Annotated in this window: 15 protein-coding genes; 5 read left to right on the top strand and 10 right to left on the bottom strand. The window is 41.8% G+C overall.

Annotation, left to right across the window (positions count from 1 at the left end; translation table 11 throughout):
- Window positions 1–99: 99 nt before the first annotated feature.
- Window positions 100–1,302, bottom strand: a complete 1,203-nt coding sequence (locus tag ACFQZX_RS16570; RefSeq protein WP_377117452.1) for a threonine synthase — start codon at window positions 1,300–1,302, stop codon at window positions 100–102.
- Between the two features lie 270 nt (window positions 1,303–1,572).
- Here ACFQZX_RS16570 and ACFQZX_RS16575 point away from each other — a divergent pair, with 270 nt between their 5' ends.
- Window positions 1,573–1,965: a DUF1398 domain-containing protein gene (locus ACFQZX_RS16575; protein ID WP_377117454.1), complete on the top strand. Its 393-nt coding sequence runs from the start codon at window positions 1,573–1,575 to the stop codon at window positions 1,963–1,965.
- A 25-nt stretch (window positions 1,966–1,990) separates the two neighbouring features.
- The gene (locus tag ACFQZX_RS16580; RefSeq protein WP_377117456.1) at window positions 1,991–3,469 is read left to right on the top strand and encodes a sialate O-acetylesterase; all 1,479 of its coding nucleotides are present in this window, start codon (window positions 1,991–1,993) and stop codon (window positions 3,467–3,469) included.
- A 299-nt stretch (window positions 3,470–3,768) separates the two neighbouring features.
- Here ACFQZX_RS16580 and ACFQZX_RS16585 read toward each other — a convergent pair whose 3' ends face one another.
- From ACFQZX_RS16585 to ACFQZX_RS16595, 3 genes are all read right to left on the bottom strand, one after another.
- On the bottom strand, window positions 3,769–4,128 hold the full coding sequence (locus ACFQZX_RS16585; RefSeq protein WP_377117458.1) for a TM2 domain-containing protein: 360 nt from the start codon (window positions 4,126–4,128) through the stop codon (window positions 3,769–3,771).
- A gap of 142 nt (window positions 4,129–4,270) precedes the next feature.
- Window positions 4,271–4,564 (bottom strand): DUF2752 domain-containing protein, encoded by a 294-nt coding sequence (locus ACFQZX_RS16590; RefSeq protein WP_377117460.1) that lies wholly within the window; start codon window positions 4,562–4,564, stop codon window positions 4,271–4,273.
- Window positions 4,557–4,964: a DUF4199 domain-containing protein gene (locus ACFQZX_RS16595; RefSeq protein WP_377117462.1), complete on the bottom strand. Its 408-nt coding sequence runs from the start codon at window positions 4,962–4,964 to the stop codon at window positions 4,557–4,559. Before ACFQZX_RS16595 ends, ACFQZX_RS16590 begins: the two co-directional genes overlap by 8 nt.
- Window positions 4,965–5,099: 135 nt before the next feature.
- Between ACFQZX_RS16595 and mfd the strand changes: the two genes are divergently transcribed.
- Complete coding sequence (gene mfd / locus ACFQZX_RS16600) at window positions 5,100–8,450, top strand: transcription-repair coupling factor (protein ID WP_377117464.1); 3,351 nt, start codon at window positions 5,100–5,102, stop codon at window positions 8,448–8,450.
- 6 nt (window positions 8,451–8,456) lie between these two features.
- On the opposite strand, the gene darG is transcribed toward mfd, so the two are convergent.
- The 3 genes from darG to hpt are packed head-to-tail and all read right to left on the bottom strand — an operon-like array spanning window position 8,457 to window position 10,749.
- Window positions 8,457–9,515 carry a type II toxin-antitoxin system antitoxin DNA ADP-ribosyl glycohydrolase DarG gene (gene darG / locus ACFQZX_RS16605; protein ID WP_377117466.1) on the bottom strand — a complete coding sequence of 353 codons (1,059 nt, stop codon included), beginning with the start codon at window positions 9,513–9,515 and terminating at the stop codon, window positions 8,457–8,459.
- Window positions 9,515–10,162, bottom strand: a complete 648-nt coding sequence (darT, locus tag ACFQZX_RS16610; RefSeq protein WP_377117468.1) for a type II toxin-antitoxin system toxin DNA ADP-ribosyl transferase DarT — start codon at window positions 10,160–10,162, stop codon at window positions 9,515–9,517. Before darT ends, darG begins: the two co-directional genes overlap by 1 nt.
- Window positions 10,163–10,209: 47 nt before the next feature.
- Window positions 10,210–10,749: a hypoxanthine phosphoribosyltransferase gene (gene hpt / locus ACFQZX_RS16615; RefSeq protein ID WP_377117470.1), complete on the bottom strand. Its 540-nt coding sequence runs from the start codon at window positions 10,747–10,749 to the stop codon at window positions 10,210–10,212.
- A 60-nt stretch (window positions 10,750–10,809) separates the two neighbouring features.
- On the opposite strand from hpt, the gene ACFQZX_RS16620 reads away from it, so the two are divergent.
- Together ACFQZX_RS16620 and def are read left to right on the top strand one after the other, a co-directional pair.
- The gene (locus ACFQZX_RS16620; protein ID WP_377117472.1) at window positions 10,810–12,039 is read left to right on the top strand and encodes a M16 family metallopeptidase; all 1,230 of its coding nucleotides are present in this window, start codon (window positions 10,810–10,812) and stop codon (window positions 12,037–12,039) included.
- Between the two features lie 22 nt (window positions 12,040–12,061).
- Window positions 12,062–12,634, top strand: coding sequence for a peptide deformylase (gene def / locus ACFQZX_RS16625; RefSeq protein ID WP_377117474.1), 573 nt, complete (start codon window positions 12,062–12,064; stop codon window positions 12,632–12,634).
- A gap of 136 nt (window positions 12,635–12,770) precedes the next feature.
- Here the strand turns inward: def and ACFQZX_RS16630 are convergent, their stop codons facing one another.
- The 3 genes from ACFQZX_RS16630 to ACFQZX_RS16640 all read right to left on the bottom strand — a co-directional run bounded on the left by ACFQZX_RS16630 (window position 12,771) and on the right by ACFQZX_RS16640 (window position 14,896).
- The gene (locus tag ACFQZX_RS16630; protein ID WP_377117476.1) at window positions 12,771–13,391 is read right to left on the bottom strand and encodes a hypothetical protein; all 621 of its coding nucleotides are present in this window, start codon (window positions 13,389–13,391) and stop codon (window positions 12,771–12,773) included.
- 107 nt (window positions 13,392–13,498) lie between these two features.
- Window positions 13,499–13,777 (bottom strand): NifU family protein, encoded by a 279-nt coding sequence (locus ACFQZX_RS16635; protein WP_377117478.1) that lies wholly within the window; start codon window positions 13,775–13,777, stop codon window positions 13,499–13,501.
- A gap of 30 nt (window positions 13,778–13,807) precedes the next feature.
- Window positions 13,808–14,896 carry an Mrp/NBP35 family ATP-binding protein gene (locus ACFQZX_RS16640; protein WP_377117480.1) on the bottom strand — a complete coding sequence of 363 codons (1,089 nt, stop codon included), beginning with the start codon at window positions 14,894–14,896 and terminating at the stop codon, window positions 13,808–13,810.
- Window positions 14,897–14,948: the final 52 nt, after the last annotated feature.

Here is a 14,948-nt window from a genome sequence, read left to right on the forward strand (position 1 = left end):
TAATTATAATTGTAACAAAGTTACTGTAAGCACCTACAGCAAAAGCGGGCCAAACACGACAAAACAGTGGTGATTATAAGACTCTTAAATTATTCGCAGTTATAAATCTGCGTTGATGTTCTCCAGATACTTATAGCCGCTGCCTGTATTAATTAACACAACCGTTTCTCCATCTTTTATCCATCGCTCGCTTTTAAGTTTTTTAAAAGCCTGCCATAACGCGGCACCTTCCGGAGATACAAACAAGCCTTCATTGCGGGCTAACTCTTTTAAACCGGCCAGCATTTCCGCATCGTTTATAGCCAGGGCCGTGCCGTTGCTGTTTCTTATAGCTTTTAACAGTTGCTTATCCGCGTATGATTTAGGCACCCTCAGTCCGTTTGCAATCGTGTAGCCGCCATCTATAAACTCGGCATTAGCGCTACCGTTATTGAACGCTTTTACCAGGCCGCAACAGCTTGCTGATTGTACTGCAACCATACGAGGGCGCTTGCTGCCTATCCATCCCAATTGCTCCATTTCGTCAAACGCCTTACAAATACCAATAAGGCCTGTACCGCCGCCTGTAGGAAAAAATATAACATCGGGCAATTGCCAGTTAAACTGCTCCGCAATTTCATAGCCCATGGTTTTCTTACCCTCCACCCGGTATGGTTCTCGCAGGGTAGATATCGGGAACCAGTTTTTTTGTGCTGCCTGTTCATGCACCAGCTTAGCACAATCGCTTATGTTACCGTCAACCTCAACCACTTCGGCACCATAAACACGGCATTCATCTTTAAATAACCGGGGGGTAAGTTTTGGCATGTAAACAACCGCCCCCATCCCTGCTCGTGCCGCATAGGCAGACATTGCACCGCCCGCGTTACCGGCTGTTGGTATGGCAACGGTTTTAATACCCAGTTCCTTTGCCTTTGACACCGCCATACTTATGCCGCGGGCTTTAAATGATCCTGTTGGATTGCCTGACTCATTTTTGATGAAGACCCGGTTATCGCCAGTAGCCTGCTTTAAATTTTCAACCGGAATAACCGGTGTAAAGCCCTCACCCATACTTACAATATTTAAATTATCTATAACAGGCAACATCTCGCGGTAGCGCCACATATTTGCTTCGCGGCCTGCGAGCATCTCTTTGTTTAAAGTATTGCCTGCAATATCGTACCGGGCAAAAAGGGTGCTTTGGCAGGCAGGGTTTGTGCAAACTGAAATCAATGATGACGGGTCATACAGGGCACCGCATTCAGGACATTCGAGGTGTTTAAGCAGCGTTTTTGAAGCGTTTATAGTGGTAGTTATCATAAGCTATTTGATGATGCGCCGACAAGGTATCAACAACTATAATTACCCACAACTTTTTATCATATTAACATAACTGCCGGTTTGGGATATTTAAATTTCTGTCAGGATTTTATGACCAGGCACACTTCATAAAAAATTTTAAGCGCTTTACATCTGTAACACCCGGGGAATATTTAAAGTCTATGCATAAAGAGAGCCGATAAAATAAACGGTTTTTTACAATCAGGGGCGGTGTAGTCCTAATAAATTTGTTGCATAATTTCATAAACTATGTTCACGTTACAGCAAATGCAAACCGCACACGGTAAAGTAAAAACCGGTGCCGATTTCCCGAAATACGTTCAGGAAATTAAAAGCTTAGGCCTTTTACATTATACGTTTAAAGTTGCCGATGGCTGCACTGTTTACACTGGTGTAAACGGCTATGAAATAAGCTCGCCCCCTAAATATGCGCTTAAAACAATCTATGGACAATGTAATGCCGAAGTGCTCTATTATAATATCAGCATGCACCAACAAGGGCATTCAGATTTTTTAACTTTTTGCAGCCAGGCTGCTGCCTGCGGTGTAGAATGCTGGGTGGTTGATACGCAAACAATGCTGTGTACTTACTATAATAATTCGGGTGAGGCCATGCTCAGCGAGCCTATTCCGCAACTATAAACGGCAGAATTATTATATTCATACCGTGAAATCTAAACTATTGATGCTGGCTCTTTTTGCTGCTGTAATTACAGGATGTAGCAAAAAAGACGTTACCCCTCCCGACGATACCAAACCGGTTACCCCTCCTGAGGATGGTTTTTATGTTGCCAATACCCTGCAAAGTAATATGGTTGTTCAGCGCAATAAACCATTCGTTGTCTGGGGAAGTGCAAAGCCGGGGCAAACAGTAACTGTAAATGCCAGCTGGTCTCAACAGGCTGTTTCCAAAACCGATGCAAGCGGCTACTGGCAGCTTACTTTACCATCGGCAGCCGCTAATGCAGCGCCACAAAAAATTACAATAAGTACTAACGGGGAGAAGCCCATTGAGTTAAACAACATCCTTATTGGCGATGTATGGATATGTGCCGGGCAATCAAACATGAACATGCCATTAGGCAACATTGCTCCTTTTACAGGCGTAGAAAATTATGAAACTGAAATAGCCAACGCTAATCAACAGCTTATCCGCTTTTTAACGGTAAAAGAAAGCTACAGTGCAAGCCCTATCGAACAATTAGCTACACCAGCCCAATGGCAGGTTTGCAGCCCTGATAATGCAGCCGGGTTAAGCGCCGTTGCTTACTATTTTGCGCGCCGCGTTCAGCAATCCGAACAGGTGCCCATCGGCATTATCGTGTCGGCTGTTAATGGTAGCTGGGCGGAAACATGGGCCAACAGCGCGGCCATACAAAACGACCCGTTCTTGGCCGGACAATATTATGGGGCACATCAAAGTTCGCAGCTTTTTAACGGCATGATCAACCCGTTTGTTAAGCTTGGGATTAGTGGCTTTATCTGGTATCAGGGGGAAAATAACCAAAAAACAAGCCCGCCATCCACTTATACTAAGTTAAACATAGCGCTGATAAATGGCTGGCGTGAAGTATTTAAGCAAGGCGATCTGCCGTTTTACTATGTGCAGCTTACCCCGTTTGATGATGACAAAAATGGTAATGAGCAAACCGACTGGCTTGCGAAATTCCGCGAGGCTCAGGCGGCAATACGCAATGGCGTAAGCAATAGCGGCATGGCTGTTACCATGGATGCCGGGGAGGTGGATAACCATCATCCCAAGTACAAAAAACAGGTGGGTGAAAGATTGGCGCTGTTAGCTTTAAAAAATGCTTATGGCCGCAAAGTTGCCAGCGTCGGCCCTAAGTATCAATCCTTTTCACAATTGGGCAATATTGTAACCATACATTATGTACAGGGAACCGCACAGGGGCTAAGTACTAAAGATGGAACAGCCCTTAAACAGTATTTTTTTGTAGCAGGCGCTGATAAAATTTTACATACAGGGACAGCCGTAATAAATGGTGATCATATTGATATTACGGTTCCGGCGGATTTGAGCTTGCCTGTTGTCGAAGTACGCTATGCGTTTACTAACTTCCCGGTAACTAATTTACAAAATGCTGCAGGGCTACCTGCCGAGCCGTTCGATTCTTCTTCGTTTTAAGCAGATATGATAATTCATTAAAGCACAAAAGATCAAAGCGGTTGATAATATTTTCTTTGGATAAGGCTTCGGCATTACCGGGCATCCAACTCTTACAACCGTATTGATCTTTTATAAAAGGTTCAGGTAAATATCTTATGCGCGCTTAGCGGCTCTTACCCTGATTTTATTCAAGTCGCCCAGTAAAATACGTCTTAATTCCTTATCAAAGTTTGACACCAATTTGCTGGTAGATGATTGTTTTAAAGTTTTCATGTGGTTAAATATTAAGGTTATGGATTGATATATAGCTTATTTACTCAGACGCCCATTTTAGCTATGTGAAAGCTTTCAAAGGCCATCTTCTGGTTATACTCATTAGCCAGCGATTGGTGGTTGATCAGGTCGACAATAGTACCAATGAAACAAAAGCCCGCGGTAAAAAAGTAAAGTATACCCATTACTATTTGCCCTACCAGTATACGCTGTACTCCAGCGATGCCAATGAAACCCAGCAAAGTAAATATCAAAATATCCTGCGGACTTTTTCTTTTACCAGAGTACACCATGTAAAAGCTTTGTTTTTGGGTGTCGGTAAGCTCGGCGGTAGCCTGATGCAAAAAGGTCATCTCCTCGGTTGTTATACCGGGTAAAGACATGTATGGATTGTAAGTGTTCATCGTTTTATAGTTTATGTTGTGATTGATGATATAAAGGTAGTGTACAACTAAAAATACACCTAATGGATATAGGCAATATGTAACAAACCCTCGGTGAGTAGAGTAAAATGTTCGGCGAAAATGATATTGTTTTTTTACCGATTTAATATGACCGGTATATGCTTCTTTTAAAAGCTAATGTATATATACGATACAATAAGATCAGCAGCACTGGGATGCCCAGCCAGTGGGCCTGAAGAGAATCTTTAACATTACCATGGAACAGGTAAGCTATTGCATGGCCCAGGCCGCAGCCGGGGCACCAACTTATACCAAGTGCTTTTAGCGGGCATAAACTAAAATGGCTTTCTCCTGCCGGGTTGGTAAACGCCAGGCAGGTTAAAGCCACAATCCAAAATATCAGTTCAAAATACCGGTTAACCCAATTTTTAATCAACTTTATTGCTCCTGGTGGTTAGCAGTAAAGATACTGCAAACGCTTCAATTACACCAACAAGCAGGGCGCCAAATAACCGGCCGCTAAAAGATTGAAAATTGTTTACCGAGTCGACATAGTTAATATATACCACACCCGCAAACCCGGCTACAATACCGCCAAACAATAAAATTTTAAAGCTTTGCACCAGCGCTTCTAAAAAACCCATCTGCCCTTTAAGCTCACCATCACGAAAATTTTTGACACCAAAAAACAACCCGATCAAAGGGATTATTATCGATATATATTCGTAAGGCGATACCCGGGCGGTAGTAATATCGTTGCCGGTCCAGTGCATTATAAAAAGCCACAAACCGCTTAAAACGCCGATTATCAATCCAAAAATAACAGAGTTCTTCATGTTGTATAAAGTTTGGTAAATATGTATTTCAAAATATCATTAAAAAGTAAACATAAGCGCAAATTGTTTGCTATTATTTATGATTAATAAAAGCAGCGCCTTAAAAAGGCGCATTTACTATATATTTGCACCGTTTTGAATATCCGCGATATATTAGAGCGATACAAGGCTGATGAACGGATAAAAGCATTGGCGCAAGCCTTAAATACTGCTAAAAATCCAAGGGTACAGCTGCATGGTTTAGTCGGGTCGGGAGATGCGGCCATGGCTACCGCATTGTATTTTTTGCATCACAAGCACATGGTGTTTGTTTTGCCCGAGCGTGAAGAAGCCGCTTATTTTCAGGCCGATCTGGAAAACCTTACAGGTAAGGATGTTTTGCTTTTCCCATCATCCTACCGTAAGCCGTTTGAATTTACACAGCCAGACAGCGCCAATGTATTAGCACGCGCCGAAGTGCTGAACGAGCTGAACCACTCTACAGAATATGGGCAGCTTATTGTTACTTACCCAGAAGCGCTTGCAGAAAAAGTTATCGACAGAACAGCGCTTGAAAAAAACACACTTGAAATTGCAGTAAACAACAAACTCGGCATCGATTTTATCAACGAGTTTTTAATAGAATACGATTTTGAGCGGGTTGATTTTGTTTACGAACCTGGCCAGTTTTCCATCCGGGGTGGTATAGTAGATATTTTTTCTTTTTCTCACGAATTACCTTACAGGGTGGAATTTTTTGGCGACATCATAGAATCCATCCGAACGTTTGAAATTGAAAGCCAGCTATCGGTAGAGCAGGTAAAGAATATTACTATTGTGCCTAACGTACAATCAAAGTTTTTAACCGAAAACAACATCTCATTATTGGAGTATGTTGAGCCTGATACCCAGGTATGGATAAAAGATGTACAGTTCACCTTAGACATTATACAAAGCGGGTATAAAAAAGCAACGGCATTATGGAAAGCGCTGTCTGCCGATGAAAAAAACCAAAACCCTGAGTGGATAGACCCGAAGTTTGCATTTACCGACGAAAAATTAATTGCCGATCAATTGCATGATTTTGCTTTAGTGGAATTTGGCAAGCAGTTTTTTTATAAGGATGCATCCGTTATTAATTTTGATATGCGGCCGCAGCCATCCTTTAACAAGGATTTTACACTGCTGATACATAATTTTAAGAATAACGAAGCCGATAAAATTGAAAACTTTATTCTTACTGATTCGGCCAAACAGGTTGAGCGCCTTTACGCTATATTGGACGACCTGGATAAAACAGTAAAATTTACGCCTATAAGCATTTCCATCCGCGAAGGGTTTATTGACCGCGAACAGAAGCTAGCTTGTTATACCGACCACCAGATTTTTGACCGATATTATAAATACAAACTTAAAAAAGGCTACCAGCGCTCTCAGGCTATAACCTTAAAGGAACTCAGAGAGCTAAAGCCTGGCGACTTTATCACCCACATAGACCATGGCATTGGCAAATATGCAGGCCTGGAGAAAGTGGAAGTTAACGGCAAGATACAGGAAATGATACGCCTTGTTTATGCCGATAACGACCTGCTTTACGTAAACATTAACTCGCTTAACCGCATCAGTAAGTATAGCGGTAAGGACGGTACCGAACCCCGCATGAACAAACTGGGTACCGATACCTGGGAACGCCTTAAGAAAACAACAAAAAAAAAAGTTAAGGATATAGCCCGAGACCTGATAAAGCTTTACGCCATAAGAAAAGCACAAACAGGTAATGCGTTTTCGCCGGACAGTTACCTGCAAACCGAGCTGGAGGCCTCTTTTTTATATGAGGACACTCCGGACCAGGAAAAGGCTACTGCCGACTTTAAAAAAGATATGGAGTCGCCGCACCCTATGGACCGCCTTATTTGCGGCGACGTAGGCTTTGGTAAAACTGAGGTTGCAGTGCGTGCGGCATTTAAAGCCGTGGCCGATAGCAAACAGGTGGCCATACTGGTGCCAACAACCATTTTGGCCGCACAACATTACAAAACATTCAGCGACAGGCTTAGGGGTTTCCCGGTTAATATTGATTACATTAACCGCTTTAAAACCACCAAGCAGATTAAAGACACTTTAGCTAACCTAAAGGAAGGCAAGGTAGATATTATAATAGGTACGCACCGCCTGGTAAGCAAGGATGTAAAGTTTAAAGACCTTGGGTTGATGATCATTGACGAGGAGCAGAAGTTTGGTGTAACCGTCAAAGAAAAGCTCAAGCAAATGCGTGCTAACGTGGATACCCTTACGCTTACTGCAACGCCAATACCGCGTACCCTGCATTTCTCGCTAATGGGCGCCCGCGATCTTTCAATTATATCTACCCCGCCGCCAAACCGGCAGCCGGTTGTTACCGAACTGCATGTTTTTAACGATACGCTGATTAAAGATGCGGTACAGTTTGAACTTGAGCGGGATGGACAGGTATTCTTTATCCATAACCGGGTGACCGACCTGCCACAATTGGGTGCACTTATACATAAGCTGGTGCCTAAGGCGCGTGTCGGCATTGCTCACGGGCAGTTAGAGGGAGACGCGCTGGAGGATGTGATGCTGAAGTTTGTCAATCACGAATACGATGTACTGGTAGCCACAACCATTATTGAAGCCGGGCTGGACATACCGAACGCCAATACCATTATTATTAACCACGCCCACATGTTTGGCCTGAGCGATCTGCACCAGATGCGCGGCCGTGTAGGGCGAAGCAATAAAAAAGCATTTTGCTATCTGCTTAGTCCGCCTCTGAGCACCCTGACGAACGAGGCGCGCAAACGCTTAAGTGCCATAGAGGAGTTCAGCGACCTGGGCAGCGGGTTTAATGTAGCGATGCGCGATCTGGACATCCGCGGTAGCGGTAACTTGCTTGGGGCAGAACAAAGCGGCTTTATTGCCGAAATTGGTTTTGAAATGTATCATAAGATACTGGACGAGGCCATTCAGGAACTAAAAGAAGATGAGTTTAAAGGTGTATTTCCTGAAGAAAAACCAAAGCCTTACATCAGCTTTACCCAGATTGACACCGATCAGGAAATACTGATCCCCGACGAGTATGTGACCAACATTGGCGAGCGCTATAACTTGTATACAGAGCTAAGCAAGCTGGAAAATGAAACCGAGCTGCAGGCTTTTCAGCAGCAACTGCAGGACAGGTTTGGCCCTATACCACCGCAGGTACATGATCTGTTTAACTCTATCCGCCTGCAATGGCTGGGCAAGGCAATCGGATTTGAAAAGCTTTCGCTGAAAAATAATGTGTTACGCGGTTACTTTGTAGCCAACCAGCAATCGTCCTATTTCGAGACAGATGAGTTCAGGGAAGTGCTGAACTTTGTGCAGCGCAACCCGCGCCGCACCAATCTTAAAGAAGTAAAGAACAGCCTGCGTTTAAGCATAGACCGTGTACCAAACATCAATGAAGCGCTGGAACTGTTGAATGAAATGCGGGTAATTTGGGCGTAGAAAATCTTATAATGAAAAGTTAAATTGTTGGCTATAGTTACTTAAATGCTCCCATGCTATGTCAATAAACTTGGGTTGGAAAAGTTTCCTTTTCCGGTCTGACCATTGATAAATTTTATTTATTGCTTCTTCTTTCTTTATCCCTGGATGTTGCTTCTTTATGAAGTCTATAGAGGCAAGAACTTCCAAAGATAGCGCAGACTGGTAACCATCAATTAATTTAATAAGTTGCTTTACTATTTCCTGTTGCTCGATAGATAGCTCATTCTTAACATAATTACTTATCTCATCAACCGTGTTGTATTGTAATTCTAAAGGTTCAAAGGCGGTTACCTGCATTTGCTCTAAACCCTTTATATACTTACCGTTCATGTTTTGCAACATATGTTCAACCTGAACACTATATGGACCATAAAAATGGGCTTCAAATTTCAATTTTTGAAAACTCTTTTCCCCCAATCTTTGAAGAAAATAAGTTAATTTATTAGCTATAAAAAGACTGCTCGATTCACCTAAAGACTCGTAATAAAACATACTGTACAACAAAATCGCACGCGATGCAGTTAAATTAACATTGTTTTTAGCAGTTTCATTCTTTAAAAGTTGCTTAACATTATCATTAGGTAAATAAATTAATACTTCAACATCAGCCACTTCTGATAAATATTTTTCGATTAAGCTCTTAACGCGCCCCCAATTAAGTCCTCCATTACCGCAACCCAATGGAGGGATAGCTATGCTTTTTATTTTACTGTCTCTAATAACTCTAACTAAATCTTTCAACCCAGACTCAATGTACTCATAACTTGATTTCCTGAACCAATCTGTTTTAGTAGGAAAATTTATAATTGTTTTCTCACCTTCCTTAGTTCGATCTTTAACAACTAATACCTTTCCCGGAACAAGTAATTTATTCTTGCATGCTAAAGAATATACGTCAAAGTTGTGCGGATATAACAATTTAAATTGAAGGGCTATGCCTTTACCCATAACACCTACTGTATTTACGGTATTTACTAAAGCCTCTGTCGGCGCATCCAATAAGTTTCCTTTAATATATTTCATTAGTAATAAAACCGACCCTTGGGGTTAATCCAAACTTTTATATTCAAGTTTAATTCATCTATCAACTTTTGAATCGAAGTGCTTGCTTCTGCATCATACACTATGATGTGGCTTATACAAGAAGTAGGGACCTCGTGTTTAACTAAAAATTCAGCTTGTTTTCTCCTCATCTTGTCTGTATACTCTTCCGTATTCTTCCAGTATCTCTCTTTGACCAAATTCCAATCTATCTGATCTAAAAAATTCAAATCGTTATAAAATGACGTAAGTGCATCTTTTGCATGCCCATCTGTAAAACACCATTCATTACAATGATGAATTACAAATTGTAAATTACAACAAAGGTAAACAATTTCCGTTTGTGGCCTTTTTGTTATTCCTCTATGCCCTGTTTTAATATTTAACAACATAGGAGATAGAGGTCCTAAATAAAAAGGCACGTAATCACCCAACACGCCTCCGGGGGGAATAACTCCTACAGGATAATCACTGCGTTGTTTTACCAATTTACTATCGCCAATGTTCATGTAATTAGGATCCGCTTTCTCGTGAGATTTCGTAGTTAACCCATTACCTAATATATGAGCAACATTCTCAATATGTACAACTCTATATAACCAAATCTTATCAATCAATATCTCAGGCATTCCAAACGTAATTATAAGAAATTTATAATCATAACGATGCCAATACTCTACCCCACCTTTTGATATATCCCCCGCAAATTCCTTCCCAGCTCGCGGTAATCCAGGCCATAACCTACAACAAACTTGTTGGGAATCTGGAAGGCTACATAACGCAGTTCTTCTATGCTATGCTCAATAGAATCGGGTTTAAGCAGCAGGCTGCAAACGGTTATAGACTTGGGCTGCCGCACCTGTAATTTTTCTATTAAGAATTTTATCGTGTTACCGGTGTCAATGATGTCTTCTACCAGGATGATATCCCGGCCTTTGATATCAATGGTCAGGTCAAAATCTTCGCGTATTTGGCGGGTGCTTGAGGTGCCGCCAAAGTAAGATGCCAGTTTTACAAATGTCACCTCACACGGAACCACAATTTCGCGCACAAGGTCCGCAATAAACAAAAAGCTACCATTAAGCACCCCAACCAATACCGGTTGGCGATCCTCAAAATCATTATTGATATTCTGCGCGACTTCGGCAATACGCTGTTGTATGGCCTCGTGCGAAAAAAGCGGTTCAAACTCAAGGTCGGCTATTTGTAATTTCATAATGTAAACATACGCAAACCCAAACAATTTGCTTGTTTATACGCTATCTTTGAACCTTTTATGACAGACCATCAGATACATACCTTATCAAACGGTATCAAAATACTCTTTAAATACTCGCCATCACCTATTACACATTGCTGTTTTGTGTTTAATGCAGGCTCGCGGGATGAGCTTCCGGGCAAAGAAGGGCTGGCTCATTTTATAGAGCATATGCTGTTTAAAGAGACAGAGCGCCGCAGCACGAACCAGATACTTAACCGGCTTGAACTGGTAGGAGCTGACTTGAATGCCTACACGACCAAAGAATACACCTGTATACACGCCTCGTTGCTAAACCAACATCTGGAGCGCGCCATTGATCTGTTTGAAGATATTTTATTCCATTCCACTTTCCCTGATGATGAGATGGAAAAAGAACGCGGTGTAATTCTGGATGAAATAGCCTCATACCAGGACCAGCCCGAGGAAGCCATACAGGATGATTTTGAAGAATATTTGTTTAAAGGGCATCCTATTGGTAATAATATTTTAGGTACTGCAGATAGTGTTGCAGGCATTACACAGCAAGATATACATCAATTTACATTGGCAAATAACAACACCCACCAAATGGTATTTGCCGTTTATGGCAACTATGACTTTAAAAAGCTTGTTAAACTTGCCGATAAGTATTTTGGAAGTGTGCCGGAAAACTCATCAGTAAAAAACAGGCAGCAGCCTGCTGCTGTAACAGCAGGCATTTACAGTATACAAAAGCCTATTGCGCAAACGCATTGTATTGTAGGCGGCCGGGCCTATCCATCGGCACATCAACATAAATATGGCTTATTATTGCTCAACAATATTCTGGGCGGAATGGGCATGAGTAATCGCCTAAACCTGGAAATTCGCGAAAAGCATGGCATAGCATACACCATTGAATCTAACTATACCTCGCTTACTGATACGGGCATTTTCTCTATTTACTTTGGCACCGATGCCGGCAAGGCGGATAAGGCGCTCAGGTTGGTGCATAAGGAGCTTAAAAAACTTCGCGATAATAAGCTTGGAGAAATTCAATTAAAGCAGGCAAAAGATAAGTTTAACGGCCAGATTGCCCTTGCCGAAGAAAGCCGTATGAGCCTTATCATATCCATGGCCAAAAGTTTGATGGACTTTAATCACATTGATACCCTTGAAGACATCTTTGATAAAATAAATGTTGTTACGGCGGATGACATATTAAAGATAAGCAATGAAAATTTTGATAATGACCGTATGATAACCTTATTATTTGAGCCTAAATAAATAAACCTTTACCTTTGTATTTATGAAATATCCTATTGTAGCTTACGGCGACCCGGTTTTACGCAAAAAAGCCACAGCGATTGAGCCAGACGAGTATCCGCATATCAAAGAACTGGTTGAAAACATGTTTGAAACCATGTATGGTGCGCGTGGAGTAGGCCTGGCTGCCCCTCAGGTAGGTATGTCAATGCGCTTGTTTGTTGTTGATGCCAGTCCGTTCGACGATGAAGAACCCGAGCTGAAGGATTTTAAAAAAGCATTTATTAATGCCTGTATTTTAGATGAAAGCGGTGAAGAGTGGTCATTTAATGAAGGGTGTTTGAGTATCCCGGACATCAGGGAAGATGTTACCCGCCATTCAACTATCCGTATGTCATATTATGATGAAAACTGGAAACACCATGAAGAAACCTTTAAAGGCATGGCCGCACGCATCATACAGCATGAATATGATCACATTGAGGGGAAACTTTTTACCGATAAACTTAGTCCGCTGCGTAAGCGCCTTATCGAAAAAAAGCTGAATGATATTTCAAAAGGTGCTGTAAATGTAGAATACCGAATGAAATTCCCGGCAGCCAAAAAGGGAAGGTAAAGGAGCAATAGTCCGGGTGCGAATAATCAGGGCTTTATAGATAGTATAAAAAAGGCTTGGAATGATCTAAGCCTTTTTTTGTGTTATTGTGTTGCCTGGTTGCCCTGGCTTTTAATTCAAAAAATCTTGATACTTTTTATTTACTGCCTCCGTCGGCAATAGATTTGATAAGGCTACCCCAGGCAAGCGGATTAAGCAATGAGTTAGTACGTGAGTGCGAATTCACGATATCGGTATGCATGCTTTGCGCATTAGCAGCTTGTATTTCCTGGCCATCTCTCGGCAATGAATTGGTCATTGCAACTATAGATGCGCGACTAACATTTTTACGGGCAACTTCCAGATCGTCATCAGCTATTTTCGCATTAACAAAATCTTTTCTGAATTCATCAGTAGTAGCCCATGGAAAAATACGCACCATTGGCAAATTAGTTATCTGCGGCTTTATCATCACCTTTACAGTGTAGCTTTTATCTTTTACATTATCAGGTATAACAACACTTTCAGGCGCATAGCCAACAGCCGTAAATTGCAATGAATCCTGCTCGTGCGCTACAAATGAAAAGTAGCCGTTATAATTACTAATTACTACGCTATTGTGGTTAGTTAAATTGGTAATGGTAACATACGGTACAATTACCTTGCTGCTATCGGCATTATATACTATCCCGCTAAATTGCACGAGCGGCTTTTCCTTAGTTTGCGAAAAGGCCGACGCAGATATCAGTAAAAATAATATGCCAATTAATCTTTTCATTTAAACTTAAACACACAAATATCAGGCCTATCCAGCCTAAGCTATCATATGCCATTAAAAATACGTCATCGTCGCTTAAAACATGTCGTATTTAACAAATCTTAACACTATCTTAAATTTTCAGGAAGCACCGCATTTGGGTCATCAATGTCGGTCAGGTTAATCGCTTCTATGGAAGTAACTTCGGGCACAGCTTTTTTAATGGCCTGCTCTATACCAGCCTTAAGTGTCATGATGCTCATGGGGCAAGAGCCGCACGAGCCAAGTAACTTAAGCTTTACCACTTTTTCAGGGGTTATCTCTTCAATAGAAACGTTACCGCCATCTGCCTCTAAATAAGGCCTGATGGTATCTAACGCTGCTTCCACCTGATCTGTTAAACTCATTTTATTTAATTAAATTATTAAGTAAAGATATTAATTATTCACCACATTTAAAGTATCAGCTCTTTGAGCATTACAAATAGAAACCTGCTGAGCTACACGCTTTGCCATTTCTATAAATGCGGTAGTCATGGGCCCGTCTTCTTCAAGTACAATTGGTTTCCCGGCATCCCCCGAGTCGCTGATTCCTTTAATTAACGGGATCTCACCTAAAAATGGCACATCAAGCTGGGATGCCAGCCTTTTGCCACCACCTTGTCCAAATATATAATATTTATTGTCAGGCAGTTCTTCCGGGGTAAAGTATGCCATGTTTTCTACAATACCCATAATGGGCACATTTATGGCATTCATCATAAACATGCCTATTCCCTTTTTAGCATCGGCCAAGGCTACGTTTTGGGGCGTAGTTACAACCACTGCGCCGGTCACCGGGAAGCTTTGGGTCACGGTGATATGTACATCGCCGGTGCCAGGGGGCAGGTCTATCACCAGGTAATCAAGCTCGCCCCAATCCGCATCATTGAACAGTTGTTTAACGGCGGTTGATACCATTGGGCCGCGCCATGGTACGGGTTGGTTAGGGTCGGTGAAAAAGCCGATGGATAAAAGCTTAATACCATATTTTTCAATTGGCTCTATACGGGTTTTACCGTTTTCCTGTGTAGCCATCGGCCTTGCACCTTCAAGGCCAAACATAATAGGGATAGACGGGCCGTAAATATCCGCATCTATCAACCCAACTTTTGCACCGGTTTTTGATAATGCCAGGGCAAGGTTAACAGATACTGTTGATTTCCCTACACCGCCTTTACCAGATGCAACCGCTATGATATTTTTAACACCGGGCACACCTGTATTCTTCTGAGAGGTTACGTGCGATGTCATAGTAATATTTACCTCAATATCTTTACTTATGAAATGTGCAATAGCATTACGGCAGGCATTTTCAATCAGCCCTTTTAAGGGACATGCAGGTGTAGTAAGCACAACCGAAAAGGCCAGCTTATTACCTTCGATAACTATATCCTGTATCATGTTTAAGGTTACCAGATCTTTTTTCAAATCGGGCTCTTCAACATGGCTAAGTGCTTGTAAAACTTGTTCTTTTGTAATATTCATATTTATTTAAGCGCAAAAATACGAAAACAGGTAGCAGCATGCGTTTGTTAAG

The organism is Mucilaginibacter litoreus, from assembly GCF_042676805.1.
Lineage (GTDB): Bacteria > Bacteroidota > Bacteroidia > Sphingobacteriales > Sphingobacteriaceae > Mucilaginibacter > Mucilaginibacter litoreus.